30 protein-coding genes are annotated in these 25,231 nt (G+C 49.8%); 1 reads left to right on the forward strand and 29 read right to left on the reverse strand.

The window, feature by feature from the left end:
• Positions 1–33: 33 nt before the first annotated feature.
• The 3 genes from JSQ80_RS28445 to mtrB form a co-directional block, all read right to left on the reverse strand.
• On the reverse strand, positions 34–906 hold the full coding sequence (locus JSQ80_RS28445) for a heptaprenyl diphosphate synthase component 1 (protein ID WP_087435375.1): 873 nt from the start codon (positions 904–906) through the stop codon (positions 34–36).
• Positions 907–1,265: 359 nt separating this feature from the next.
• The gene (locus JSQ80_RS28450; protein WP_087435374.1) at positions 1,266–1,841 is read right to left on the reverse strand and encodes a hypothetical protein; all 576 of its coding nucleotides are present in this window, start codon (positions 1,839–1,841) and stop codon (positions 1,266–1,268) included.
• Between the two features lie 174 nt (positions 1,842–2,015).
• On the reverse strand, positions 2,016–2,237 hold the full coding sequence (gene mtrB, locus JSQ80_RS28455; protein WP_087435373.1) for a trp RNA-binding attenuation protein MtrB: 222 nt from the start codon (positions 2,235–2,237) through the stop codon (positions 2,016–2,018).
• Positions 2,238–2,380: 143 nt separating this feature from the next.
• On the opposite strand from mtrB, the gene JSQ80_RS28460 reads away from it, so the two are divergent.
• Positions 2,381–2,545 carry a hypothetical protein gene (locus JSQ80_RS28460; protein WP_176392930.1) on the forward strand — a complete coding sequence of 55 codons (165 nt, stop codon included), beginning with the start codon at positions 2,381–2,383 and terminating at the stop codon, positions 2,543–2,545.
• 84 nt (positions 2,546–2,629) lie between these two features.
• Here JSQ80_RS28460 and JSQ80_RS28465 read toward each other — a convergent pair whose 3' ends face one another.
• The 26 genes from JSQ80_RS28465 to JSQ80_RS28590 all read right to left on the reverse strand — a co-directional run bounded on the left by JSQ80_RS28465 (position 2,630) and on the right by JSQ80_RS28590 (position 25,171).
• Positions 2,630–2,902: an HU family DNA-binding protein gene (locus JSQ80_RS28465; protein ID WP_087435372.1), complete on the reverse strand. Its 273-nt coding sequence runs from the start codon at positions 2,900–2,902 to the stop codon at positions 2,630–2,632.
• Between the two features lie 200 nt (positions 2,903–3,102).
• Positions 3,103–4,116 (reverse strand): ABC transporter permease, encoded by a 1,014-nt coding sequence (locus JSQ80_RS28470; protein WP_206098109.1) that lies wholly within the window; start codon positions 4,114–4,116, stop codon positions 3,103–3,105.
• Positions 4,113–5,717 carry a sugar ABC transporter ATP-binding protein gene (locus JSQ80_RS28475; protein WP_206098110.1) on the reverse strand — a complete coding sequence of 535 codons (1,605 nt, stop codon included), beginning with the start codon at positions 5,715–5,717 and terminating at the stop codon, positions 4,113–4,115. The genes JSQ80_RS28470 and JSQ80_RS28475 overlap by 4 nt, the downstream gene beginning before the upstream one ends.
• Positions 5,718–5,748: 31 nt before the next feature.
• Positions 5,749–6,822 (reverse strand): sugar ABC transporter substrate-binding protein, encoded by a 1,074-nt coding sequence (locus JSQ80_RS28480; RefSeq protein WP_206098111.1) that lies wholly within the window; start codon positions 6,820–6,822, stop codon positions 5,749–5,751.
• A 188-nt stretch (positions 6,823–7,010) separates the two neighbouring features.
• Positions 7,011–8,489: a stage IV sporulation protein A gene (spoIVA, locus tag JSQ80_RS28485; RefSeq protein WP_206098112.1), complete on the reverse strand. Its 1,479-nt coding sequence runs from the start codon at positions 8,487–8,489 to the stop codon at positions 7,011–7,013.
• A gap of 361 nt (positions 8,490–8,850) precedes the next feature.
• Entirely contained in the window at positions 8,851–9,594 is a 744-nt protein-coding gene (locus tag JSQ80_RS28490) for a hypothetical protein (protein WP_206098113.1), read from the reverse strand.
• Between the two features lie 43 nt (positions 9,595–9,637).
• Positions 9,638–9,994, reverse strand: a complete 357-nt coding sequence (locus JSQ80_RS28495) for a 2Fe-2S iron-sulfur cluster-binding protein (protein ID WP_206098114.1) — start codon at positions 9,992–9,994, stop codon at positions 9,638–9,640.
• A 90-nt stretch (positions 9,995–10,084) separates the two neighbouring features.
• Positions 10,085–10,690, reverse strand: coding sequence for a nucleotidyltransferase family protein (locus JSQ80_RS28500; protein WP_206098115.1), 606 nt, complete (start codon positions 10,688–10,690; stop codon positions 10,085–10,087).
• A gap of 78 nt (positions 10,691–10,768) precedes the next feature.
• Positions 10,769–11,068, reverse strand: coding sequence for a 2Fe-2S iron-sulfur cluster-binding protein (locus JSQ80_RS28505; protein ID WP_087435364.1), 300 nt, complete (start codon positions 11,066–11,068; stop codon positions 10,769–10,771).
• 35 nt (positions 11,069–11,103) lie between these two features.
• The gene (locus JSQ80_RS28510) at positions 11,104–11,283 is read right to left on the reverse strand and encodes a DUF2768 family protein (protein ID WP_019419167.1); all 180 of its coding nucleotides are present in this window, start codon (positions 11,281–11,283) and stop codon (positions 11,104–11,106) included.
• Between the two features lie 125 nt (positions 11,284–11,408).
• Positions 11,409–11,687, reverse strand: a complete 279-nt coding sequence (locus tag JSQ80_RS28515; RefSeq protein WP_087435363.1) for a stage VI sporulation protein F — start codon at positions 11,685–11,687, stop codon at positions 11,409–11,411.
• Positions 11,688–11,777: 90 nt separating this feature from the next.
• The gene (locus JSQ80_RS28520) at positions 11,778–12,809 is read right to left on the reverse strand and encodes an NAD(P)H-dependent glycerol-3-phosphate dehydrogenase (protein WP_206098116.1); all 1,032 of its coding nucleotides are present in this window, start codon (positions 12,807–12,809) and stop codon (positions 11,778–11,780) included.
• Positions 12,799–13,413, reverse strand: a complete 615-nt coding sequence (gene plsY, locus JSQ80_RS28525; protein WP_087435361.1) for a glycerol-3-phosphate 1-O-acyltransferase PlsY — start codon at positions 13,411–13,413, stop codon at positions 12,799–12,801. The genes JSQ80_RS28520 and plsY overlap by 11 nt, the downstream gene beginning before the upstream one ends.
• 12 nt (positions 13,414–13,425) lie before the next feature.
• Entirely contained in the window at positions 13,426–14,748 is a 1,323-nt protein-coding gene (gene der, locus JSQ80_RS28530) for a ribosome biogenesis GTPase Der (protein WP_087435360.1), read from the reverse strand.
• A gap of 127 nt (positions 14,749–14,875) precedes the next feature.
• A complete protein-coding gene (locus JSQ80_RS28535; RefSeq protein ID WP_087435359.1) occupies positions 14,876–15,481 on the reverse strand; it encodes a hypothetical protein in 606 nt (201 codons plus the stop codon).
• Between the two features lie 98 nt (positions 15,482–15,579).
• Positions 15,580–16,794, reverse strand: coding sequence for a 30S ribosomal protein S1 (rpsA, locus tag JSQ80_RS28540; protein WP_206098117.1), 1,215 nt, complete (start codon positions 16,792–16,794; stop codon positions 15,580–15,582).
• Between the two features lie 250 nt (positions 16,795–17,044).
• Entirely contained in the window at positions 17,045–17,635 is a 591-nt protein-coding gene (locus JSQ80_RS28545; RefSeq protein WP_087435357.1) for a lysophospholipid acyltransferase family protein, read from the reverse strand.
• An 18-nt stretch (positions 17,636–17,653) separates the two neighbouring features.
• Positions 17,654–18,343 carry a (d)CMP kinase gene (gene cmk / locus JSQ80_RS28550; protein WP_411829153.1) on the reverse strand — a complete coding sequence of 230 codons (690 nt, stop codon included), beginning with the start codon at positions 18,341–18,343 and terminating at the stop codon, positions 17,654–17,656.
• A 170-nt stretch (positions 18,344–18,513) separates the two neighbouring features.
• Positions 18,514–18,747, reverse strand: a complete 234-nt coding sequence (locus JSQ80_RS28555) for a hypothetical protein (protein ID WP_206098181.1) — start codon at positions 18,745–18,747, stop codon at positions 18,514–18,516.
• A gap of 72 nt (positions 18,748–18,819) precedes the next feature.
• Complete coding sequence (locus JSQ80_RS28560; protein ID WP_206098118.1) at positions 18,820–19,464, reverse strand: flagellar brake protein; 645 nt, start codon at positions 19,462–19,464, stop codon at positions 18,820–18,822.
• Positions 19,465–19,642: 178 nt separating this feature from the next.
• Entirely contained in the window at positions 19,643–20,983 is a 1,341-nt protein-coding gene (ypeB, locus tag JSQ80_RS28565) for a germination protein YpeB (RefSeq protein ID WP_206098119.1), read from the reverse strand.
• 427 nt (positions 20,984–21,410) lie between these two features.
• Complete coding sequence (locus JSQ80_RS28570) at positions 21,411–21,560, reverse strand: hypothetical protein (protein ID WP_176392781.1); 150 nt, start codon at positions 21,558–21,560, stop codon at positions 21,411–21,413.
• 69 nt (positions 21,561–21,629) lie between these two features.
• Complete coding sequence (gene prsW / locus JSQ80_RS28575; RefSeq protein ID WP_336245864.1) at positions 21,630–22,403, reverse strand: glutamic-type intramembrane protease PrsW; 774 nt, start codon at positions 22,401–22,403, stop codon at positions 21,630–21,632.
• 2 nt (positions 22,404–22,405) lie between these two features.
• Positions 22,406–23,656 (reverse strand): Glu/Leu/Phe/Val family dehydrogenase, encoded by a 1,251-nt coding sequence (locus JSQ80_RS28580; protein WP_206098120.1) that lies wholly within the window; start codon positions 23,654–23,656, stop codon positions 22,406–22,408.
• 176 nt (positions 23,657–23,832) lie between these two features.
• Positions 23,833–24,453 (reverse strand): genetic competence negative regulator, encoded by a 621-nt coding sequence (locus JSQ80_RS28585; RefSeq protein ID WP_087433104.1) that lies wholly within the window; start codon positions 24,451–24,453, stop codon positions 23,833–23,835.
• 265 nt (positions 24,454–24,718) lie between these two features.
• Positions 24,719–25,171 carry a DNA-directed RNA polymerase gene (locus JSQ80_RS28590; protein WP_087433105.1) on the reverse strand — a complete coding sequence of 151 codons (453 nt, stop codon included), beginning with the start codon at positions 25,169–25,171 and terminating at the stop codon, positions 24,719–24,721.
• Between the last annotated feature and the right edge of the window lie 60 nt (positions 25,172–25,231).

The following is a 25,231-nucleotide window of genomic DNA, read 5'->3' on the forward strand; positions in this document are numbered from 1 at the left end:
TATGTCACCTTATCCTTTCTTCGCCCACTTGGTCTAGCTCTGTTGAACCGAAGCGGAGCGTGCTTGAGCCAAAGGAAAATGAATGGAGCCGAGGAAGGAGCCAAGGCGCTGCTTCGTAGCGGAATCAACCGGCAAGGCCGAGACGATCGTCTGCAGCTTGTCCTGCGCGGCGCGCACTTGGTAAGCGAGCTGCTCGCGAACTTCGTACTTCGACATCAGCGTATGCCAGAAGGACACATCGAATGAGCTCTGCTTCAGCTTTCTTCTTTCTTCTTCCGTTCCTTGCTGCCATACGTGCCAATAGGACCAGCTGCCCACGAAACGTCCGAAATGTTCGGCGCGCTCCTTCTCCTGCTCCATCACTTCAAGCTCTGTCACATGGTCGAGCAATACTTCCCACGCGGGCACATCTTTTGCAGATAGACGGTCGTTAAACGACTGAAACAACATTTTCTTTAAAGATACGCAGGTGCGTAAATATTCTTCGGCCGTCATCGTCCACTGCTTCATTTTATCAACCATCGTCATCTTGAGACGGTTCACGTTGCATACGGCCAGACTCAGCGATTGAATCGCTTCGATCTGACCGGCTTGCGCCAGCAGATTGTAGAAGCGGCTGCTGAAATAATCTCCGGCGAGCACTTTCAACTGCCGGGAGCGAAGGTTCCGATCATTGCCTTGAACGGAAGCCATCTCGATCATATCGTGAGTATCAAGGCCAACCTGTACAAGTGAAGTGACCAACGCATAAAGCTCGCTATGGTCATCTGCTGGCTTGCTGCGGTCTAAAAAGGCGAACAGCAACTCCGCTCTTGCGTTCGGAAACGCAGGCAGGTCGGTGTGCGCCTGTATCATGTCATGTTCAACATACCGCTGTGCCAATTGCGAAATGTGATTAGCTTTCATCTGAGTGCCTCCGACTGTAGCGGTTAGTCATCCTGACGGATGTCGCAATCTAAATCATTATAGCATATGTTTTACAGGATGGGACAACTTTTCTTCCTGCATGTGGTTGTTTAAAAAGCTCCTTTTGATCACGATGCATACCTTCGAAGCTTATTCGGTATCGAATCTTGCATTCACCCTTGAACTCCGGTGCTCATGTAGTCTTGCCTACACTCCGCTCCTCTTTCTGCGGCTTCTTGCAACCTTCTCGGTGCTGAAAAGTTACCTTTTTAAACCCGCATCACATTAGGTTTGTTTAAAAAGCTCCCTTTTGATCACGAAGTACATCTTTGACGCTTATTTGGCATCGAAGCTTGCACTCAACGTTCCGGCCGTGAGTCCAGCCTGGAAGCAGAGAATTGCCTCTCCCACAGTGGAGTATAAATGATGCGCAGCGCCTCGGACACCTCTTGCGGAATATCCGGATTGCTTTTTTTGATTTGTTCCAGCCGTTCCGGAGGCGTCTCCGACTTCAACGCATCCAGAGCCAACAGAACGTGCTTCTTCTTCAAGCGCTCGTCGAGTATGACGAAGCGCAGCAGCAGCCGGTTGACGTTGTTCGTCTGAGTAAAGGAGTACCGCAACAGCTCATACATATCTTGATATATGATTTCGGGATGCACAATGCTAGCCGCCACCTTGATATCTAGCGTCAACTTTCCATCCTGCCACGCCGCGCGGCTGAGCCGCAGCTGCAGAGGAATATCGGACAATAAGTCGACGAGCTGCCGATCATTCATCGAAATCAAGCGGGGCACCGGTGTAAATGCAGCCACATCCGAATTCAATGCCGGCTTTTTCTCATTCATCTCCGAGATGAACCCCAACCCTAACGTTACCATAATCGTGGCGGTAAGCGCCAATGCCACCGAACGCAAGCGTACCAATTTGTTCATGAACCCAATTGCACCTCCACATTGTGACATCGCCGCAGCCAGACTCGTTTTCAGCGCGTCTTCCTCTACCAGCCAGTTTCGGCGTATATAAGGATGTCCATACTTCATTGTACAATGAAAAAAAGCAGGCTATGCCTGCTCCATGCGTTATGTAACGATTAAAGTTGCATTATTTTAATCCTTGTCCGTATGGATAACACCATGCTTCGTCATGACTACCGCTTTTCCCCGAATTTTCATCGCGGACGTATGATCGGTGAACTGCGCGACAAGCACCTCGTTTTTATCGAGCTTCTCCGTATGATGAAACCGCGTATCATTCCCGCGTGTGAGACCGATGACCTGAACCCCTTGGTCTTTCGCCTTAATGACAATAAAGTCGTTCTGATTCTCCATAATCTTACCTCCTTATCTGTAATGTATTATAACACGTATAGCAAAGAGTTATGGAACTTGTTCCCTAACGTATTGTTATCTGCCCGCGGCGACAATGGACATACTATCAACGATTGGGGTTAATGTAGAAAGGAGCAATACTTATGCATCCAGCACATCTGCAAGAGAGTCATGTAGCGAAGCTGCAGCAATGGGAGCATGAACTTAGCCGGATAAGCGGCGAGAAAATCATTCTTGTCGCATACAGCGATAACGACGCTGAAGCGTCCGCCGCGAACAGCGGCGATCATCGAACCGATAACGCGTAGCATGGGTGTAAAATGGAACAAAAGCCGCGACACATGTCGCGGCTTTCACTTGCGTTCCCCTAGTTGACAAAAGTATGTAATCACTTATTTGATACCCTCTTTAAGTGCTTTGCCCGGTTTGAACGCTGGAATTTTGCTGGCAGCAATCTCGATCTCTTCACCCGTTTGTGGATTCCGGCCTTTACGAGCGGAACGTTCGCGAACTTCAAAGTTGCCGAAGCCAACCAATTGCACTTTATCCCCGTTTTGAAGAGCTGTGGAGATAGCTTCGAATACAGCATCAACCACTTTCGTTACGTCCTTTTTCGACAATTCTGTCGATTCCGCAACTTCAGAAATCAATTCGGATTTATTCATTCTGTTCACCTCCCGACCTAAGTTAGCATCATTATCCCATTTTTTCACTGTTTGCAGATAATTTATACCTCTTCAACCCTAAAAACGTCAGATTATGCTTCATTCTGCCGCCTTTCATGGTTGAGGAACAAATTTATAGTAATATACCGCAATCACAATTGCAAGAGGAGATATGCGCATTAGAGACCAACAATACTCAATCAGGCGGCCCGAGTGCGGTGTATGACATAAAACGTGACCGCGAGCGCTAAGATTAATATCGCCCCTTTCACAATGTCATGCGTGTAATATTGCAAGTTCATCATCGTTAAGCCATTTACGAGCACACCGATTAACACAGAACCTAAAAATGTGCCGATAATAGTGGGTTTGCCTGCCCCAAAGACGGAGAACCCGACAAATACAGCGGCGACCGCCTCCATCAGCAATGGCGATCCGGCATCGATTTGTCCGCTCCCTACTCGTGCCGCATAGATCAATCCGCCTATAGACGCAAACATTCCTGACAAGATATAAGCGATGGTTCTTATTCTGTTAATGCGAATACCGGACAGACGGGCCGCTTCCTCGTTCCCTCCTGTCATGTACATTTGCCGGCCAAAACGGCTGTACTTCATCGTCACATGGACGCCGATAATGGCGATAAGCATTAAGAGCACGGGAATCGGCACGGTAAATAAACCAAATGAGACCTCTCCTTTGCCCAGCTGCAGGAAGGATTCATACATTTTCCCCGGCGCCTTCGTCCCATCCTCAAACTGCATATTGTTATACACGGTATATCCCTTCGTATACGTCTTATGAATACCCGCTGCGATATACATAACAGCAAGAGTGGCCAGCAGATCGGGTATGCGCATTTGGACGATAAAGAATGCGTTAATGCAACCGATCGCCGCTCCGACAAGCAGCGGAACAATAATAACGACAACAAGCGGCATCTCATACCAAATCATAAGCGAAGCCGTTACAACCGTCGTTAACGATACAGTGGAACCGACGGACAGATCGAATCCGCCGACAATGAGTGAAAGCGTCACTCCGATTGCGACAAAGGTAACGATTGATATCGAACGCAAGATGTCCGCCAGATTCGCACTGGAGAAAAAATAAGGGAGCCGCAGCGAAAAGAAAGCGACGACGCCAATGATAACGATAATTGCTCCGTACCGAAATGAAAAATTCAGCAGCCTGTCCCTGAAGCCTGAATTCATTTTCTCCATTCTCCTTCCCTGCCCGCGCTCGCGTAGAACATGAGCTGCTCCTGCGTTACTTCATTCCGCTGAAAGGTGTGCACCAATTCACCGTCATACATAACGTATAACCGATCTGCAATTCCCACTGCTTCATTGAATTCACACGTTAAATACACAATTCCTTTTCCCTGCTGCGCCAGCTTGCCTATGATTCGAAAGACGTCGCTCTTCGCTCCGATATCCATGCCTTTGGTTGGCTCGTCCAGAACATACACATGTGCGGGTCTCTCAAGCCATTTCCCAATAGATACTTTCTGCTGGTTCCCGCCGCTTAAATATTTCACTTTTTGAGTGACGGACGAAGATTGAATTCCGAGCCGGCGGCGCATCTGTTCGGCCAAGCTCCATTCTTTCCGCTTCTTCACAAATCCGAGCCGGCTTAACGCTTTCAATAAAGGAGCGCTAATATTGCGCTGGATTGATTCTTGGACAAATACGCCTTGCTTCCTTCGCTCTTCCGGTACAAGCACGATGCCGGCCCGAACGGCGTCGGCAGGCTCCTTCGGCATGAGCGGCCTGCCATTCAACGACATGCTTCCTCGTTCATGCCGATCCACTCCGGCCAGCAGCCGCGACAGCTCGGTCTTGCCCGCCCCTACAACCCCGACGATACCTACAATTTCTCCTTGCCGGACGTGAAAGCTTACGTCACGCACTTTCCGGCCGCGTGTAAGGCCCCGCACCTGCAAGAGAACGTCGCCGATAACCGTTTGTTGCTTCGGAAATTCTTCTTCAAACGTCTTGCCGAGCATATGACGGACCGCTTCTTCGGGCGTCGTCTCACCGGTCCGCGAGGAGTGGACGATATGACCGTCACGCATAATCGTGATGCGATCGCTTTCCGCGAACACTTCGGGAAAACGGTGTGAAATAAAAATGACGACAACGCCAAGGTCGCGCATGGAACGCATCATTTGGAACAACCGCTCGGCTTCTTCATGACTTAGCGGCGCGGTCGGTTCATCGAATATGACGACCTTGGGCCGCCCCGCCAATATTCTAGCCAGCAGCACCATCTGCTTCTCGGCCAGCGTGCATTGCTCCACTCGCTTCGTCATCGGAATCGCTCCGCCTAAAGCCTGCATCGCTTGCTCGGCTTCTTGACGAATCTGCCGCGGGCTTACCCACCAGGACCGCTTGCCTTGCCCCATGCGGTCCATCATAATGTTTTCCGCAACGGTAAGCTGCGGCACCAGTGCCGTGTCCACTTCCTGATACACGCAATGAATGCCTTGACGCTTGGCATCGGCTGGGGACTTAATATGCAGCGGACGGCTGCCGATGTGAATATTGCCGACATCCGAGCGATATGCGCCCGACAATATTTTCATGAGCGTGCTTTTCCCCGCTCCATTCGCTCCAAGCAGAGCGTGAATTTCGCCGCTGGAAGCGGTAAAGCTTACACTATGGAGTACCGCCACGCCGTTGAATGATTTGGATATACCAAGCATATACAGATCGTCGTCGGGATCAGAAGCTTGAATTTCCGCTTTCCGCTCCGTACGGACCGCATTCGCGGAAAAGGCATTGTCGGGTTGTGCATCGATAGAGTCAGTCATTTCATATCCCGCCCTTTTATTCGGTAACTGTTCACTTGTATTCAATCATCCAATCTTTCAAGCCTTGCGTGCTGCCGCTCCAGCCTTTAACATATTCGGACAGTTCAGTCGTTGATATTGGCTTGCCCGGCAAATCCTCGCGTTTGACAAACACCGGCTCCAATACGACCTTTCCCTCAACTTCATCGCCATGCAGCTTCTGATAGACGAGCCGCACCTGCACGCGTCCGATATCTTTCGGGTCTACTGCAGCCGATACAATCCATGGATTGTTATCGTCTTGAATCATTTGGAGGTCTTCATCGCTCATATCGATTCCGTATACTTTAATCTCATGTCGGCCAGACTCTTGTATAGCACGAGCTGCGCCTTTGGCGAATTCGTCATAAGCGGCCCATACCGCGGCAATGTCGCCTTTGTTCGGAAATTGCTTCAATACCGCTTCCATTTTCGCCTGCGTGTCTAGAGCCGTGCTGGAAGTAGCTGCGCCAAATGCGGCAATTTCTTTCACATCGGGATTTCTCTTCATGAATGCGTCGTATGCAATTTGACGGCGTTCCATCGGAGCAAATCCGGCAGTCCATATTTTGACGATGTTTCCTTTGCGGCCGATATCGTCCCCCATTTGTTCCAGCGTCATCTGCGCCATCTTCTCGTCACCTTGCTCAAGCACGGTCACCCCGGGTATTTTGACGGGCGCGTCGAAGGCAACGACGGGAATTTGTTGCGCTGCCGCTTTGTTCATCCCCGCATTCAACGATTCCGAGTTTCCATGATCTGTAAGAATCGCATCAAACTTCTGACTTACGGCCATTTCGAATTGCGCTCCCATTTTCGCCTTATCATTCTCGGCAACGAACGTAGTTAATTCGCCTCCGAACCTCTTTATCTCTTCTTTAATGCCGTCTGCATATTGCTGAGAAAAAGTGCCGGTATTAAATTCCATAATGAGCGCGATGCGCTTGCCCCGAATTCCGTCATTCGTTCCGGCAGCTCCTTCTGTTCCGCCAGAAAGATGAGCGCAAGCCGGTGTCATGACGGCGATTAGCAATAAGAAAGACAACTTCAGCCATGTGCCACGATGATTGAGCGGTTGTGCCGACATCCTCCAATCCCCCTTATTTATGTAAGTTCGTCTCTATATGGATCCACTTTTTTCCGTGAATTCATTATCCATAAATATAATGGTTAATTCCGAGTCTGTAAATTGGTTTATGAGAAGTTGTATGAAAAAAGCTCAAGCGGGAACTTCTTCCTGCTGGAAGAGGTCCTGTCGCCTGAGCTTTTGCCTACTTACAATATTATCGCAATCAATCCGCCGGAGCCTTCATTGATGATTCGTCCGAGAGTCTCCTGTAGTTTGTATCTTGCGTTATCCGGCATCATGGCAATCTTGCCTTGAATGCCTTCTCTGACTATGGAATGCAGCGATCTTCCGAAAATGTCCGAATTCCAAATCTTTGTCGGGTCGTTCTCGAAGTCCTGCATGAGATAACGCATAAGCTCCTCGCTCTGTTTCTCCGTACCGATGATTGGCGCGAATTCGGACTCGACATCGACGCGAATCATATGAATGGACGGGGCGGTCGCCTTCAAACGAAGGCCGAAACGCGAGCCTTGCCGGATGAGCTCCGGCTCATCGAGAGCCATTTCTGTCAATGTTGGAGCAGCTATGCCATAACCTGTCGTCTTGACCATTTCAAGCGCATCCGCAAAACGATCGTACTCTCGCTTCGCATGGGCAAACTCCTGCATTAACTGGAGCAGATGATCCTTGCCTCGAATCTCCACTCCGACCACTTCCATCAGGATTTGGTCATATAATTCGTCCGGCGCGTACAAATCAATCTCCGCGACGCCCTGGCCCATATCCATCCCGCTTAAGCCAGCCCTAGCAATAAAATCATATTCCATGAACTGTTGCACGACACGATCGACATCGCGCAAACGACGAATGTCCTTCACTGTGTCCCGTACCGACGATTCATAGCTGGTGCGCAGCCAATGACTGTCATTCAGCACCATCACCCAGCTCGGCAAGTTGACGTTGACTTCATGAACCGGGAACTCATACAACACTTCGCGCAGAACGCCCATGACGTCGTCTTCGCCCATCGTAGCCACGCTAAGCGAAATAACCGGAATGTCGTATTTTTCCTGCAGTTCATTCCGGAGCTCCAACGTCTCTTCGCTGCGGGGCCGCGTAGAGTTAATGACTAACACGAACGGCTTGCCGACTTCTTTCAACTCATTGATGACCCGTTCTTCAGAGTCGACATAAGAGCTGCGCGGTATTTCCGCAATTGTTCCGTCTGTCGTTACGACAACACCGAGCGTGGAATGCTCTTGAATAACCTTGCGTGTGCCGATTTCCGCCGCCTCTTGGAATGGAATCGGCTCCTCGAACCATGGCGTGCTAATCATCCGCGGTCCATTCTCGTCCTCATAGCCTTTGGCGCCTTCGACCGCATATCCGACGCAATCGACAAGGCGAACGTTTACTTCCAGACCCTCGACGACTTTAATTTGCACCGCATTATTCGGGACGAACTTCGGTTCGGTAGTCATGATGGTTTTTCCTGCTGCACTTTGGGGCAGTTCGTCTACTGCGCGAGCGCGATCCGATTCGTTCGCAATGTTTGGCAGCACGACTGTTTCCATAAATCGTTTAATAAAAGTCGATTTCCCCGTGCGGACCGCACCGACGACCCCGAGGTAAATATCCCCACCGGTACGCTCGGCAATGTCCTTAAAAATGTCCACTTTTTCCAATGATATCCCCTCCTCAAAATTTTCCGACGGACCTAGAGGCAACGTCCGCCTCTCGCCCTTCAGAAACGATTGGCACCGTTGCTAGGATTGAGCTGTTGCCGTTGTCGCCAGTGTTCGCCGCCGAGATTTCACGTCGTACAAGGGCATTTTTTTCGACGCAACTCGTACATGCTTTTGGACTAGTAACATCATATTTGGAAGCAGACAGAAATATGCCCCATGTCACTAACATTTTTATTCGCATAACGAACGTATGCCTTCCAAATCAAATATATGGATATTAATAGAAAAGTATGCAGAATAAAAAAAGACCAAGCGGAAACGATTCCGATTGATCTTTACAACCATTGTGATTCGGGAATTACTTCGATTGCGGCGTGGATTCGGCTTGCGGCCATGGCGCGTTGTCCTTCCATATGTATGCAACCGATTTCACGGGCACATAGAAGGAAGACTCGACAAGCAGAGGCCGCAAATCTTTCTCTTTTCCTGACGGACGCTGCTCCGACTTCTCGACGAGCTGCATAATGTCCGGAGCATAATCCGCATACACTCTGCCTTCCTTATCCATCATGAACGAAAGCGGCTGCCCGGTGAACGGGCTCAGCACTTCGCTGGGGCGGACTCCAGCCGCACCTTCATCAATGCCGTAGAAGCCAGGATACACTTCCTCTGCCGCCGGAAGGCTTCCTTGCTTGCGCTTATAAGAATCGACCGCCCGAGTCAAATCATTGACCCGCTGCGCCGTAAGCAAATCCATTATCCGCACCTTGGGATCCGTTTCCTCATCGATGATTAAATAGGTTCCTGTGCCGCCTGCCTCGAAAGCATTGTCCGGACTGGAGCCCAGCACTCCTCGCCGCTTCAACAGTTCCAAATCGATACGGAACTTCTCATAGCGTGGAACATCCATGTCACTCGTTATGATGGGCAGAAGCTGCGTTTGCTTTTGATATTCATCCACGGCATTTTGAACGAGAAGGATTCCATCCCGGGCGGATTGCTGATTCTCATTGCGCAGCTCCTTGGGATACAGGCACCCTTGCAGCAACATGCTGATGAGTATAGTGACAAGGAGCAGCGCAACCCGTCTATTCCGGCTCAATCACATTCCTCCTTACTTCGCTAACGGTGATATTTTCGTCCGATTACCACAAGGAATCATCATTTTGTCGCTCCGCTAGCTGACGGCGAACCAGCGCTTTAAGCGGATCTTCAGGTACCGTAACCGTAATCAGGCCTTCCTGGCCCGAAACGCGCACCTGGCAGGCCAGACGCAGCCCCTGGGTGGACACCACTCCAAGCTTCCGCTGTTCAGGTGAACTGGGCGGAGTCAGCACCCGCTCTTCACCATCTACGTTGACCTTGCACATTAAACAGCCTGCTTTGCCGCCACAGCGCGTACGAACCGAGACCCCGGCCCGTCTGGCCGCATCAAGCAGCGACACAGCATGCTTTATCTCGATCTCAATGCCTTGAGGTTCAAATCGAACTCGCGTTCCCACAGCTGCAGCATCCTTTCAAGTTTTAAAATCGATGTATAAAAGGCTGTTCACAAAGTCCCCTGTTGATCACGGACTATAATGTAATATGTACTAGTGAGTAATATGGCTCATGATGTCTGGACACAGTTGGACTAGAACTTCTGTTAGCCGGGCATGCTCTGAGCATTGGGCCCAAACCAGCCTCATCGAGTCCACGTGTAGCCGGGGCGATTGGTTCATGACTCCGACAATCGACTGCACACGGTCTTTCCGTTCACGCAGCACGTTGAAGACAAGCTCATGTGCAAGCGGCATGACATGAACAAAGGTTTGGCCTAGCTGCATTTCCAAGCCATAGTTCCACAACAACCCTCGAATGCCAGTTACATATTTCCCAAGGGACGTTGACACCACGAAGTCACCGACAAGCTCGATCGATACGGCTTGGTACTCGTAATGACTCAGCAAAGAACGGTACCTCTCCGTCTCATTCCACTCCGGCTCATCTGACGCATATGGTTTCCACAACCGCTGCAAGCGGAGCACGTCTTGCTCGTCCGCATAAATATCCACATCCCGCGGATCGCTCTCTAGCTGTACGCCATGCAGCACCAAGCCGCAGCTTCCACCCAGCATCCAGCATAAGTTATCGCCGCGCGCCATATTTGAAAAATGCTCTATCGTCTGCACAAGAGGTACGGACAATGAAGGTTTCATCAGAACTGCCCCATTCCGTTTCAATAATCTACAGCATATCCATATGGTTCGCGATAAAAAAATGTTTTTTGAACATCTCTAAAAGTAAGGTTTGTGGGCAGCGCGAATGACTCCATCAGACTCAACGGCCGCTTGACATGCAAGCCGATACCCTTGTGCAAACTCTTCTTCTTCCATGCGATTCCATTCGGCATCCGTCACTCCGGAGAGGTGCTCGCGTCCCTCCTCAACGATACAGCGGCAGCGTGCGCATGTGCCGCGCGTGCACGCATAATTCCAACCCACGTCCGCCTGAACGGCCGCATCCAATAACGTAGTTCCAACCGGCACCGTGACGGATGCTTCCCGGGTGCGCGCTGTCAAAATAATGTCCGCCATCAAAGGCCACTCCTTCCGTTAAAGCATATTACGTGTTACACAATGGAGATGATACCATACAGCATTCCCGCCAGCAGCATGATGAACGCAATAAAAGAAAGGATGCCGCGAATCCATCCTTTCGTCTTATGCCTGGCAAACATAATCAGAAACGCGGAAAAAGCCATGAGACCAATTCCGATAAAGGATACCCACATCTTTGTCATACTGTCCATTTTCCCGATTCTCCCATCCGAGCAAACTGTCCTCATTATACCATTCGTCCCAAAAGAACAAAAGACGACAAGTCAGCTTCCCGCTAACGTGTCGTCTTTTTCGGTTGAGCAACGCAATATGCAACTTATTTCTTCATAATCATCTTCATGATGCTTTCCAAGTTGCTTGGGTTCGTACCGCTTCGCTTGACGGTGCTTACAATCTCATTTATCGTAGCTTCCGTTACAGGCAGTTTGGCCATTGAAGCGACTTGTTTTATCAACTGCCGCAGTTGAGCTTCGCTCTGCATCGTACTCGGCTTCACCCCGCCGGCAATCTTTTTAATTTGATTTTCGGTAATGCGCTTGCCGGTTTTCTTGTTGATTGCGTTCAATGCGTCTTTAGAAAATTTATTGTTCGGCATTTTGTCCCTCCCCGGGTCAGACTTCATACAGTGTATGATAAGTCCCGTTAAGAGGTGAAAGAATACCGGCACAAATTTAGCTCCTCCGCATTATGTCCAAGACGATTTCGCGACTTCCTCGATTTCGTTTTTGCGAACGCGGCCCATCAGATTTTCGACCGCTTGCTTCGGCTCTTTGCCATTAAACAACACGCGGTGCAATTGCTCGGTAATGGGCATTTGGACATCATGCTGCCGCGCGAGCAAATAGGCTGCTTTCGTGGTACGGATACCTTCTACGACCATTCCCATGCGTGAGAGGACCTCTTCTACAGCATGCCCTTGGCCGATAAGCGAACCGGCGCGCCAGTTCCGGCTGTGCTGACTTGTGCAAGTTACGACCAGATCGCCGACACCGGCGAGACCGGCAAACGTGAGCGCATTCGCGCCCATCTCGACGCCGAGCCGGGCGATCTCCGCAAGCCCTCTCGTGATGAGGGCGGCTTTGGCGTTGTCGCCGAATCCGATGCCGTCTGACAATCCGGCCCCAAGCGCGATAATGTTCTTAAGCGCGCCAGCCAGTTCGACGCCAATAACGTCCTGATTCGTATATACGCGGAAGAACGTTTCGTTCATGAACAGATCCTGCGCTTTTTCTCCCGTCTCCATCGAAGCGGATGCCACAACTACGGTAGTCGGACATTGTCTGACGACTTCTTCCGCATGGCTTGGCCCGGATAATACGGCGATACGGTCCTCACCGCATTCAAGCTCCTCGGCAATCACTTCTGACATACGCTTTAACGTTTCGGTCTCGAATCCCTTCGTTGCATGGACGATAATCATCTTATCCGTAAAATAAGGCTTCATTGCCCGCGTCACTTGGCGCATTGCTGCCGATGGCGCGACAATGAGGCAGGCTTCTGCGCCCTCCATCGCTTCTTCCATGGAGCATGTCGCACGAATGCCGGGGTGGAGCGGAATATCCGGCAAATACTTATAATTGCTATGCTTTGTATTAATCTCTTCCGCCTGGTGTGCATTCCGAGTCCATAGCGAGACGCTGCGTCCATTCTGAGCCAATACCTCGCTGAGCGCAGTCCCCCAACTTCCCGCGACGAACACCGCGACCTTACCGGACACGTGGCATTCCTCCTTTTTTAGAGCCTAAACGGTTCTCAGTCCCTTTCACCAGCTTGACAATGTTGCCCCGGTGACGGTAGAACGCAAATGCGCACAGCAGCAGGCTGCCCCAGAATATGCTCCAATCATAGCGGAATATCAATAAAAATACCGGGGTCATCGTCGTAAAAATCAAGGAACCCAGAGACACATAACGCTTCCATGCAATTAAGGCAATCGCAAGGACACCGGCGCAAAGCGCAGGCCAGAACGCCAAAATCGCCAGCACGCCGATTGTCGTCGCAATCCCCTTGCCGCCGCGGAACCGGAAATAGATCGGCCAGTTGTGGCCTGCGATGGCCGCGATCCCGCATAGCACCATCACCCATGAATCATCTGCAAGCCAGCGTCCGAGCAGAACGGCGATAATTCCTTTGGCCGCATCTAACAATAATACGCCGATTGCAGGCCCCTTCCCCAGCACACGCAATGTATTCGTCGCTCCGGCATTGCCGCTTCCGTGTTGGCGAATATCTATGCCCCGCAGCCATTTCCCAATGAGTAGACTGAAGCTGACTGAGCCAAGCAAGTAGCTGACTGCGATTGCAATTATAGACAAAGTCAATTCAGTTCGCCCCTAACTTTCATCGGATTTCCGGCGCGTGAATAACCGGATCGGTGTGCCTTCAAAGTCAAACGAAGCCCGGACGCGATTTTCCAAATAACGTTCATAGGAGAAATGCATCAGCTCCGGATCATTGACGAAGATGACGATCGTCGGCGGCTTCACCGCAACCTGCGTTGCATAATTAATGCGCAGGCGGCGTCCTTTATCCGTAGGAGGCGGGTTGTAGGCGACCGCATCCGACACGACATCGTTCAGGAGATGCGTCGGAATGCGCTTCGCGTGCTGCTGTGCGACATGCTCGATAACCGGCAGCAGTTTATGTAATCGCTGCTTCGTCTTAGCGGATAAGAACACGATTGGAGCATATGTCATAAACAGGAAATGATCGCGTATCTTTTGCTCGAATTGATGCATCGTTTTATCATCTTTCGCCACGATATCCCATTTGTTGACGACAAATAACACGGCCTTGCCCGCTTCGTGAGCATAGCCTGCGATATGTTTGTCTTGTTCGATAATCCCTTCCTCGCCATTGATGATTACCAGCACGACGTCGGCACGTTCGATCGCCTTCAGAGATCGCATTACGCTGTATTTCTCAGTCGTCTCATAGACCTTGCCGCGCTTCCGCATACCGGCCGTATCGATAATAACGAACCTCTGTCCATCCTTCTCAAACGGGGTATCAATCGCATCACGGGTCGTGCCTGCCACGTCGCTTACAATGACGCGCTCTTCCCCAAGAATGGCATTGACAAGCGATGACTTGCCTACGTTAGGCCGCCCGATAAGAGCAACCTTGATGACATCATCATCATATTCCTCATCGCTTAGATCCGGAAATTTCCCCACTACCTCATCTAATAAATCCCCTAAACCGGTACCATGTGAACCTGAGATTGGAATCGGATCGCCGAAGCCTAAGCTATAAAACTCATAAACATCGTCCATGCGATCCAAATTGTCCACTTTATTTACCGCAACGATAACCGGCTTGCCGGATCGGAACAATATTTGCGCCACTTCTTCATCAGCTTGGGTCACACCGGTCTTGGCATCACACATGAACACGATGACGTCGGATTCTTCAATCGCGAGCTCGGCTTGAACCCGGATTGAACGGAGCATCTCATCTTCTCCGTACACCTCGATTCCGCCTGTGTCAATAATGCTGAACGGCTTCCCGTTCCATTCGCCCGTCCCGTAGATACGGTCGCGTGTCACGCCAGGCTTGTCCTCCACAATGGCCAATCGGTCGCCGATAATTCGGTTAAAAATGGTGGACTTGCCGACATTCGGCCGCCCGACGATGGCAACAACGGGTTTTGCCATGCAGTTCACTCCTTCATCTTTTGCAACATATACACGTACATCATCATATCAAAAAATCGGCCCCTTGGCTAACCAATTTGCGGGAGCCCTCTCCATTTTTCAGCGCACTTTCCAGAAGCGGGCACCTTCAATCCGCCCGCTTCCATTTTGTTCCTCTCCATCTGCCCTTTGTCCATTGCAAAGCGGCTGTAACCATTCGAACACTCAGGAAAGACACCCACCATACATCCTGCAGCCCCGCACTCCCAAGCTCGTGCGACATGCCGCTTTTCACCTGAACGAATAGGTCTCCGAGGGCCAATCCGAGTGTTAGCACAATCCATTGATAGGTCCACCGTCTAGATACAGCGAGCACTATCAAGCTAATAATCGCGGCAATAATCCACTCCTTGCTGAATTGCCGGAGCAAGGCAATGGATGACCATTTTAACAGTTCCAGCCACAACCAAGCGGCGGCCACCAATCCGATGTGGCCTAATAAAACGAAGCCGCGCAGTCTAATGAATTGAGACAACAGAAGCAGCATTGCGGCAAGACACCATAGCAACCATGCTGTATTCACTTTGCCTATCACGGCTATCGTCACCGAGAATCGGTTCAGTAATATCCAAGACACGCCGAGACCGATAATCCATTGCCACGATGCGTGTTTCAGCACAACGGGGCGCCAACCGCTTGCCAACAAGATGAAGAAGCAGATCCATACAATTAAAGACAGTATCCCTGGCGTCAAACCTCCATCTCCCTTGCGTTTCTTCGTATTATTTGAAGGGAGATACAAAAATAATCGGCGGACTCGCAACGAGTCCGCCGAAAAATGATGAATTCAACTTATTTTTTGAATTTGTTCAACATGTCGCCAAAGCGTTCGCCCAATGTAACGCTCATCGCTTGGTTGTTGAGAGACACGTTCGGATTGTTCAGCTCTTCTTTGATTCTTTTCTCTGGCTTCGCAGCCGGAGCCGGAGCTTCTTCCGTTTCTTTAATGCTCAAGCTAACGCGCTTCTCTGCCGGATTGAAGTCAAGCACCTTCACTTGTACCGTTTGGCCTTGCTTCAATACTTCGAACGGAGTCGCGATGTGACGGTGAGCGATTTGGGAAATGTGAACCAAACCTTCTACGCCAGGCGCTACTTCGACGAACGCGCCGAAATCGACAAGACGCTTCACTTCGCCGCTGATGATGTCGCCAGTCTTGATTTTGTCACCCGCTTGCTCCCAAGGACCCGGTTGAGTCGCTTTGATGCTCAAGCTGATTTTGCCGTTGGCAGGGTCAACTTTCAATACTTTTACCTTCACTTGTTGACCTTCTTGCACTACGTCGGAAGGTTTATCAACGTGCTGCCAAGCGATCTCGGACACGTGGACCAATCCGTCCACGCCGCCTACATCGACAAACGCGCCGAATTGCGTCAAGCGTTGTACGGTGCCTTCCAATACTTGACCTTCTTGAAGGTTCGCCATCACGCGTTGTTTATTCGCTTCGAACTCTTCTTCCAATACATCTTTTTGCGAAAGAATGAGTTTGTTGTTTTCGCGATCGATCTCTTTTACTTTCACGCGCAGCGTGCGGCCTTTGTAGTCGCTGAAATCTTCTACAAAATGACGTTCTACCATGGAGGCAGGAATAAATGCGCGCACGCCTACATCGGCGACGATACCGCCCTTCACGACGTCTGCAACCGTTACTTCGAACACCTCTTGATTGTCAAAGCGCTGCTGCATCAAGTCCCAGGATTGTTCGCTGTCGATCTGGCGTTTCGAAAGCACGAGACGTTCTTTCTCATCGTCGATGCTTACTACTTTACATTCCACTTCTTGGCCTACCTCAACAACATCCGAAGCTTTGTCAACGGATACGGCAGACAGCTCGCGGATAGGAATAACACCGTCATATTTATATCCAATGCTTACAAATGCTTGGTTGTCATCGATTTTGACAATCGCGCCTTTGACGGTGTCACCTTTTTTCAAGGTTACGATGTTTTCCATCGCTTCTTGGTTAGCCGTTTCGGCCGTTTCATTCACTTTTGTTTCTTCAGACATGTGAAATACCTCCTCGATTGAAACCCCATTTATTGAAACCTGCTGAGCAGGATTCATAAGGAACTCTTATCTCTGCCTCATCCAAAAAGATAAAGGCCTCGATAAGTGGATGCTATTATGCGAACCTGAAATCTAACGTTCCGCAAGGATATCCGTGTAGAAATTCAGATGTCGTAACGAAATTAAGGGCATAACCTGTAAATAATACCTGTAGTATCCTACCTATCTTGAAAATCATGCATGCCCTGCATCATGATGAAGCAGATTCTTCCTTCATGATACGTTGGATATGCTCCATAATGCGGTCCGTCGCTCTCTCGAGCACGTCGCTTCCCTTCTCTGCCAATAAATCCGACATGTCGATAGGCGGGCCGTAACACACTCTGGTCTTGCGAAATAATTTGTAGTTGCCGATAACGGCCACAGGCACAATGGTGGCTCCGCTTCGCAGCGCTATCATCGCAGCGCCCTTCTTAGCGGCAACCGCTCCGTCTGTGTTGCGTGTGCCTTCAGGGAATATCCCCATTATCTCGCCGTCGTTCAACAGCTGGAACGCCGTGCGAATCGTTTCTTTGCTCACGCCTCCGCGTTTGACGGGAAACGCTCCCAACGCGTTTATTGCCGGGCCGAATACCGGAACTTTGAATAGCTCGGCTTTGGCCATGAACCGGATGCGCCGATCAAGCAGTATTCCAATCGCCGGGGGATCCAACAAGCTGATGTGGTTGGAGCATAAGACGACCCCGCCCTCTTGCGGCACGTAATGTTTGTTTTTTGCTTCAAACCGGAACAGAATCCGGTAAAAAAGTCGAAGCAGCGCTCTGCAAAACGTATAGAACATAGTAGCTACGGTTCACCATCACTTTCGTATCATCACGCGCTCTACGATGACGCGCACGACATCGTCAATTGTCATTCCCGTCGTATCCAGCAGGACGGCATCTTCCGCTTGCTTCAACGGGGAGACTTCACGCGTCTCATCTTGCCGGTCGCGGTCAGCGATTTCCCGGATGAATTGCTCCAACGAAGCAACCTCCTTGTCCTTCCATTCCGCATATCGCCGGCGAGCCCGCTCTTCTACGGAAGCGGTTATGAACCACTTCATTTCCGCATCGGGGAGCACATGCGTGCCGATGTCTCGGCCGTCCATGACCACTCCTTTGCATTTCGCCATTTGACGCTGCATCTCGACCAGTTGTTCTCGCACGACTCCGACTTGCGCGTATAATGAAGCCAAACGGCTCATCTCGGACGTTCGTATCGCATCTGTCACGTCTTCTCCATTCAGAAAGACGAATTGACGATCCGCTTCCGGTCGCAATTCAATCCTTAGGCGCTTCATCTCTTCCGCAAGCGCATCCGTCTCATCCGGACGTATGCTCACCCGTGTCATATGTAACGATACGGCACGATACATAGCGCCGGTATCAATATAAACATATCCTAGCTCACGAGCGACGAGGCGGGCAACCGTACTCTTTCCAGCTCCTGCAGGCCCGTCGATGGCGATATTCATTCGATGTGTCATAGTCTCACACTGTTGTGTCAACGGGACTGGCTCCTTCCTTAATCATACCTGTAAGTAGAAACCTCGATAATAACGTTCATTCAAGAAAAAAGCAGGCATTGCCTGCGACGTGAAAATTATACCACACTTAAAAAGGGGATGCAAAACGAGTCTGCTTCAAAATAGTGCCGCAATCCGACCGGATGGTGCAATTAATGTCTTGAAAAAGCTTGCTTATAAGGGATTCCTTCCAACCGTTCCACCGGACATATATAATGGCGCAGTCCGCCAATCAAAAGCAAGCATTGGGCGGCAACGACCAAAATGACGAACGAAACACATAAGCGCATCATCCAACGGACACCCGTGTCCCAATGCTGCAACAGCCGATGAGGCTCCTCTACGGATTTATGCTCCTTGCCGTGATCCGGCCGCATTGTTCTCATCAAGTGATCACCCCACATTTTTATTGTGGTAGTATGTCGTCAGGATGGAAAAATTATACGGATGGTTATGTATCACTTTCTCAGCTCGAATTGCCGTTCAAAGCAGTATCGTATTAATTTTTGCTGTTCCACTTCAGAGATTTGCTCGAACTTCACCATGACCGCGACTCTTTCCTCATGAATTGGCTGGATGCGAACGATTTGCCCCGTGAACGGAACGTGCTCAATCGCGCCGCTGCGGAATGCAACCGCAATCCAGCATTGCAACAGCTGTGACTCTCGCAGTCCCCATTGCGGATGTGTGACGAAGGACATGCCGCCTCCGCTAATATCTTCCGACAGAGCTATGAACTTAACGCCATCCATCGTGCTGACAGCGGTCTCCAGATTAGCCTGCACGCGCAAATAATTGCGCCGCTGCATTCTCGTAAGCCAATGCTGCTCCGGCTTCCTGATGGACAGCATGCGAATCGTATCCTGCCGTCTTCCCGTCACAATTGTCCGAAAGTGCCACTTCATGCCGTCCTCTTGCGAATAATAGACATCAAGCTCCTCGCCTGCTGCGAACAGTCCGTATTTCCCCGTTTTCTCACACAGAGGAATTTCAATCCACAAATGCTCTTCATCGATTTCCGTAACTCGGGATTTATAGGTTGGCTCGTCGTCTTGAGCGCGAACCAATTGCATGTACATCATATCATTTATATTAGGCAACATGAGCTCCCCTCCATGGCAATTATAGCATGGGTTATAGGAGTCCTAAAGAGGCAGTTCAGAATCCGATCTTTTACGCGCCCGTCAAAAGAAAAAGGCGCTTGCCTCCACCCCTTTCCTTCATGCTGCGCATAAAAGACGAAGGTCGAGACAGCACCTTTACAGCTTGTATTCCGATCAATCAGCTTTTTAACATCGGCATTTCTTCGATTTGCTCTTCTGCGCCGCTCTCCGCATTAATGTAAATACGGTAGGCGCCCCCGTTGATTTTGCCGCCGAATTCGTAGCACAGCACTTCTTCACCCGAATCGTTTTTGATAAGCGACAGGCGGTCGAACAAAATGTTCATGTCCGTATTCAGCATCGCGCGGGCTTCCTGCTTCGTCAGCTTCGGCTTGCCTATTTTACGGTCTTTATGCTCATAGATGTAATCCGTCGCCTGAAGTCCGGTCACTTCCCCGTTATCAAGCGCAACGCGCACGCTTACCTGTTGGGGGTATACAAACACTCCATCAATAACCGGTACCAACATCAAGCTGCCTACGTGATTGAATTCGTTGTAGCGCACCATTTCCATGGAAGGGTAATCGTTCTTCTTCAAAAATTTCTTTGCCGCTCGCTCGGCTTCTTCTATCGAAATCCGTTTTCCCTTTACCGAACGGGTGTCCATATAAGACATCAACATACCCTGTTTCGTATAATCCATCGAAATGGAACTGCCATCGCCTTTTACGTTCGTGAACGCCGTATAGGATTCATACTCCGTTCCTTTTCCGTTCACTTTTATTTGGATAGGCTCATTAGGTTTACGCTCCAAAAATTTTTCCGCTTTTGCTTTAATCTGTTCAGCCGTAAGCGGCTGTCCTTTCAGCATCTTGACGGAACGCTTCGTATATACGCTGGCGACGGACGGACCCCAATTCAACTCCGGATACTGCCCAACTTTTTTATCAACGGTCTTAAATCCGTCAACAATCGTATTGTCCATACTATTCTGCTCGGTCGCCATGGCAGTCTCGACGTCCATCCAGCGAAGGTTGTTCTTTAAAACTTTGTCCTGCACATTTTGCAAATCTTTCGAAATTTGCGAGGCATTTTGCTGCAACGTCTTCAGCGTCTTCACTTCATCGTCAGATAGCGGCTGCTTCGTTAAGTCACGAACGGCCGTACGATAAGCGAAGTTAGAAATCCGCGATAAAAAGTCTTCCGTCTTATTGAATGGCAGCAGTGTCAGCGGAAGCTGGTTAATTTCATTCTGGGCTTGGCTTGTTATGCGCCATACGTTGACCAGTCCCTTTCGATGCATGCCTTGCGACTTTGCGTTAACAGCCAACGTTTGACCTAACTCGCTATGCAACTTATCGACGTGATACGATAAGTCGTGAAATGCCCGCTGATACTGGTTCTCTGCTTTAATTAAGATGGAGTTCTTTTCTTGATGCTCTTGGTATCCCCATACAATCGCTCCAATAAAAAAGAACGTAACAATCGGAAACAGCACCGCGCTTAATCGTTTATACATCGTACAAACGTCTCCCTTCACAGCAACTTGAATAACATACTGACCATAGTTTGCTGGAAAGACGGGAGCTTTATGCATGGTTTCCAAACGTTACGCTCTTTCACTTTTGATCACGAAGCATTTTCTGCAAGCATATTCGGCATCGAATCTTGCACTCACCCTCGAAGTACGGTACTCATGTAGTCCCGCTACACTCCGTTCCTTCCTTCTTCGGCTTCACGCAACCTTCTCGGTGCTGAAAAGTGACCCTTCTGATCACGAAGCATTTTCTGCAAGCATATTCGGCATCGAATCTTGCGCTCACCCTCGAAGTACGGTACTCATGTAGACCTGCTACATTCCGTTCCTTCCTTCTTCGGCTTCACGCAACCTTCTCGGTGCTGAAAAGTGACCCTTCTGATCACGTAGCATTTTCTGCATTCATATCCTAAATCGGCTGTTCATCAATTATAAAGTCTTCACGGTTATCGCATACGCATTGCTTGAAGCCAGTCTCAACCCGGCCCCTTTCCCGTTTGCCCCGCAGGATAAATTTCTCACCGCATTGCCTGCAGCGAATGGTTACTTTTACTCGCACACAAGTCCTCCTTATGTTGGTGATTGAACATAATAAACAGAGCATTTGTGTATAGTATTTCCGTATGCGCTACATATTAATCTCTTCCTCGCGCTGATTAACGGAATGAAACGGAGAGCGCGCATTGGCGCGCCTCACCTTGCCCATCCCGTAATACCAAAGAAATATCATGAGCGGAACGACAAACCATATCCAGTAACGAGTCACCATAAGCAATATCAGATCGTATATGCCGTGCCAGAACACAGGGATGCCAATGGAATACAGCAAGTATCGGCGGGAGCGGCCTCCTTTTGAAAATTTGGCCTTTCCTAAATAGTAACCCATAATGACACCGAAGAGGGCATGCCCTGACACCGGCAGCAGCGCCCGAATCAACAGATGCGAGAAGGAGGTATGATTGGCCCATGCATACAGCACGTTCTCAATCGTAGCGAAGCCGAGCGACACCGCAACCGCGTACAGGATCCCGTCATAATGCTCGTCGAACTCGACATGATTGTAAATCATATGGTAGAGGACAAACCATTTGACGAATTCTTCTACGCCGGATGAGACGACGAACGAAAATACATAAGGATTATTCCCCCACCACTGCACAAGTCCGTACTGAATAATAAGAATCGGAAACACGATTAAAAATCCGAGCAGAAAAATGCGAATGACCATGTGAATCGGTTCGTAATCGTAGCGATCCTTTAAATAAAAGTAAACTAACAATGCAATTCCCGGTGCAATCGCGGCCGTTAACAATGGCAGGATTGGCGTCGAACTTTCGCTTGTTTGCACGGCCGATTCTGTGATGTTGGCAACTAATGAAGTCATGGCCGAAATACAAATCACGCTTACACCCACCCCCGGTAGCGAGCCGCTTCCGCCATCTTGCGGACACCGACCATATAGGCGGCAAGCCGCATGTCAACTTGCTTCGTCCGATGCACATCGTACACTTTAAGGAATCCGCGCGTCATTAGCTTTTGCAGCTTCTGCATCACTTCTTCCTCACTCCAATAATAACCTTGATTATTTTGCACCCACTCAAAATAAGAAACGATAACGCCTCCGCCACTCGCCAGCACGTCAGGCACGAGCAGAATATCTCTATCGGTTACGATCTTCGTCGCTTCAATCGTAGTCGGTCCATTTGCCGCCTCGACAATAATCTGCGCTTGAATCTGATGCGCGTTATGCTCGGTGATTTGATTCTCGATCGCGGCCGGAACGAGGATATCGCAAGGCTGAATAAGCAGGTCTTCGTTTGAAATCGTATTTTTGAACAGATTCGTTACCGTACCGAAGGAATCGCGACGGTCGATCAAATCCGGAATATCCAATCCATTCGGGTCATACAGCGCGCCGTGCACGTCGGAAATACCGACAACTTTGGCTCCCGCTTCGTGCATGAATTTGGACAGATAGCTGCCTGCATTGCCGAAGCCCTGCACGATGACACGCGCATCCTTGAGCGGGATCCCCTTGACCTTCAAGGCCTCGTAAATCATCATCACGACGCCTTGCGCAGTCGCCGTCTCGCGGCCTTGCGAGCCTCCGAGCACAATCGGCTTGCCGGTAATGAAGCCGGGAGAATCAAATTCACGGATACAACTGTACTCATCCACCATCCATGCCATTATTTGCGCATTGGTCATAACGTCAGGCGCCGGAATATCCTTCGTTGGTCCGACAATCTGGCTGATTGCGCGCACGTAGCCGCGGCTCAAGCGTTCCAACTCATTGAATGACATCCGCCGCGGGTCGCAGATAACGCCGCCTTTCCCGCCTCCATAAGGGAGATCGGCAATTCCGCATTTCAAGCTCATCCAGATGGACAGCGCCTTAACCTCTTCTTCCGACACCTCCGGATGAAAACGCACTCCGCCTTTGGTCGGACCGACAGCATCGTTGTGCTGAGCCCGGAATCCGGTAAACATCTTCACTTTACCGTCATCCATACGAACCGGAATGCGAACGGTTAACATACGCAGCGGTTCTTTCAACAAATCGACCATGTCTTGTTCATAGCCTAAACGCTGAAGAGCTTGCTCGATTACGACTTGTGTAGATTGAAGAAGAAAATTGTGATCTTGTGCGGACATCTTGATTCACCTCATAGATTTTAGTTAGATTGGCTCATTGATTCTATGATGTTGGTTATGTAGTGTCCAATGAGAGGATGATGGCATATATTGATTGACAAGTGATGACAAATTAAAAACAGGGAGCTCACATACTGTTGATGCAATGAGCGCTCCCTGTTGACGATTGCACGGCGCTAGTCACGTCGAGCTTTGAAATGAGCACAAATTACGGATATCGCATCTTCTGCAATGATGCAGGTACCGTACTCTTCCAAAACAGCGGTTGTGACCGACGTTGCTTCCCCGTACTCCGCTAAGATGGCAATGAAGCCATGCAAGCGATTCGGGTCCATATTGGCCGGTTCCACATGATAAATCCACTGTCCATTATATTGGTAGAGCGCGCCGGAGACGGGGAATTGACCGTTCACCGTATGAGCCGCTTCGATGAAATGTTCAAAATCACGGAATGCGAACACGATGGTATCGCTTTCCTCCAGTGTAACTTCCATTTCGTATACGTCGTCCAATTCATCTTCATCCATACCGTGAGCATGGTGCGATGCGCTGTCCCAGCGGGTTCGCGTGACGATGACGACCATGCCTTGAGCAGGCATTGCGAATACTTCTACGGCAAGCGGTCCCGTCGCATCGAATCCGAGTTCGGTATACGCTTGATCCATCATTTCTGCGAACAACTCCTGCAGCTTAGACATTTCCTGCCACAGATCCTCGCGTTGGATCCCGCGCTCCGATAAATCGTCGAACGTAAGAAAAATACGGATTTTATCTTGGCCTAGACGTTCGATTTTCATGACAGGACCCTCCTTTACAGCTTCGGTTATAACAGATTATGAAGCAACATATAATATGTGCTGAAAATGGTTCTATGTAATTCATGTTATCATTATTTCAAATGTTTTGCACTACATAAAATAGACGTACTAGGTTATGTATGGAAAAGTTAAATATTACAAAAATAAAGCAACCGCATCAGAGCGGTTGCTTCGTCGGGTAAGCCATGTGAAAACCTTATCGATGAGCATTGCAAAAAAGGTCATTCCTGCTTGAAGCATACGATCAATGAGTCGATTGTTGTTCGGTGCCGCTGACGGATTTCGAACGTTCTGCCGCTTGCGCCTTGGCGATATTTTGCGAAGCCGGTTCCGCAGCGGACGACTTAGTCGTTGTCAATGTCGCCGGAACCGGAGCCAATCCATTCTCGCTCAGAATGGCATCGACCTTGCGTCTCACTTCCGGGTCGCGATCAATCAGAGCTTTAACTTGGTCCAGGCTAAAGCCTGTGTCGCTTGGCTGTGCTTTGGAATCCATCATCAGCGAGGTCATGTTGGACATCTTCTTGGTAAGCGCGGTGTCCATGACTTTGTCCTTCGCTTTCCCCATAACATCCTGAACCATGTCGCCAGCAAGCTGAAGCTTGGACTGCAGATTCGCCAGCGAGCGGCGATCCGCCATGTACATGCCCGCCAATATTCCGATTGCCGCTCCCGAAATAAATGCATTCACTCTCACTGCTGTGTCCTCCTTATTTGTTAGGATCAGTTGTAGTGTGAGCGCCGGATGTGCGAAGCA

Origin of the sequence: Paenibacillus apiarius (genome assembly GCF_017052585.1) — a bacterium.
Lineage (GTDB): Bacteria > Bacillota > Bacilli > Paenibacillales > Paenibacillaceae > Paenibacillus_B > Paenibacillus_B apiarius.

Excerpts from the sequence above, each read along its gene's own strand:
- mtrB (WP_087435373.1), bottom strand. The coding sequence starts at position 2,237 with ATGGAGAATCAGAACGACTTTATTGTCATTAAGGCGAAAGACCAAGGG.
- JSQ80_RS28460 (WP_176392930.1), top strand. The coding sequence starts at position 2,381 with ATGCATCCAGCACATCTGCAAGAGAGTCATGTAGCGAAGCTGCAGCAA.
- JSQ80_RS28505 (WP_087435364.1), bottom strand. The coding sequence starts at position 11,068 with ATGGCGGACATTATTTTGACAGCGCGCACCCGGGAAGCATCCGTCACG.
- JSQ80_RS28500 (WP_206098115.1), bottom strand. The coding sequence starts at position 10,690 with ATGAAACCTTCATTGTCCGTACCTCTTGTGCAGACGATAGAGCATTTT.
- JSQ80_RS28560 (WP_206098118.1), bottom strand. The coding sequence starts at position 19,464 with ATGTTGCCTAATATAAATGATATGATGTACATGCAATTGGTTCGCGCT.
- JSQ80_RS28480 (WP_206098111.1), bottom strand. The coding sequence starts at position 6,822 with ATGTCGGCACAACCGCTCAATCATCGTGGCACATGGCTGAAGTTGTCT.
- JSQ80_RS28580 (WP_206098120.1), bottom strand. The coding sequence starts at position 23,656 with ATGTCCGCACAAGATCACAATTTTCTTCTTCAATCTACACAAGTCGTA.
- ypeB (WP_206098119.1), bottom strand. The coding sequence starts at position 20,983 with ATGTATAAACGATTAAGCGCGGTGCTGTTTCCGATTGTTACGTTCTTT.
- JSQ80_RS28470 (WP_206098109.1), bottom strand. The coding sequence starts at position 4,116 with ATGAATTCAGGCTTCAGGGACAGGCTGCTGAATTTTTCATTTCGGTAC.
- JSQ80_RS28545 (WP_087435357.1), bottom strand. The coding sequence starts at position 17,635 with ATGTTCTATACGTTTTGCAGAGCGCTGCTTCGACTTTTTTACCGGATT.
- rpsA (WP_206098117.1), bottom strand. The coding sequence starts at position 16,794 with ATGTCTGAAGAAACAAAAGTGAATGAAACGGCCGAAACGGCTAACCAA.
- JSQ80_RS28450 (WP_087435374.1), bottom strand. The coding sequence starts at position 1,841 with ATGAACAAATTGGTACGCTTGCGTTCGGTGGCATTGGCGCTTACCGCC.
- der (WP_087435360.1), bottom strand. The coding sequence starts at position 14,748 with ATGGCAAAACCCGTTGTTGCCATCGTCGGGCGGCCGAATGTCGGCAAG.
- JSQ80_RS28515 (WP_087435363.1), bottom strand. The coding sequence starts at position 11,687 with ATGCCGAACAATAAATTTTCTAAAGACGCATTGAACGCAATCAACAAG.
- JSQ80_RS28465 (WP_087435372.1), bottom strand. The coding sequence starts at position 2,902 with ATGAATAAATCCGAATTGATTTCTGAAGTTGCGGAATCGACAGAATTG.
- JSQ80_RS28555 (WP_206098181.1), bottom strand. The coding sequence starts at position 18,747 with ATGAGAACAATGCGGCCGGATCACGGCAAGGAGCATAAATCCGTAGAG.
- JSQ80_RS28510 (WP_019419167.1), bottom strand. The coding sequence starts at position 11,283 with ATGGACAGTATGACAAAGATGTGGGTATCCTTTATCGGAATTGGTCTC.
- JSQ80_RS28475 (WP_206098110.1), bottom strand. The coding sequence starts at position 5,717 with ATGACTGACTCTATCGATGCACAACCCGACAATGCCTTTTCCGCGAAT.
- JSQ80_RS28445 (WP_087435375.1), bottom strand. The coding sequence starts at position 906 with ATGAAAGCTAATCACATTTCGCAATTGGCACAGCGGTATGTTGAACAT.
- JSQ80_RS28585 (WP_087433104.1), bottom strand. The coding sequence starts at position 24,453 with ATGAAAATCGAACGTCTAGGCCAAGATAAAATCCGTATTTTTCTTACG.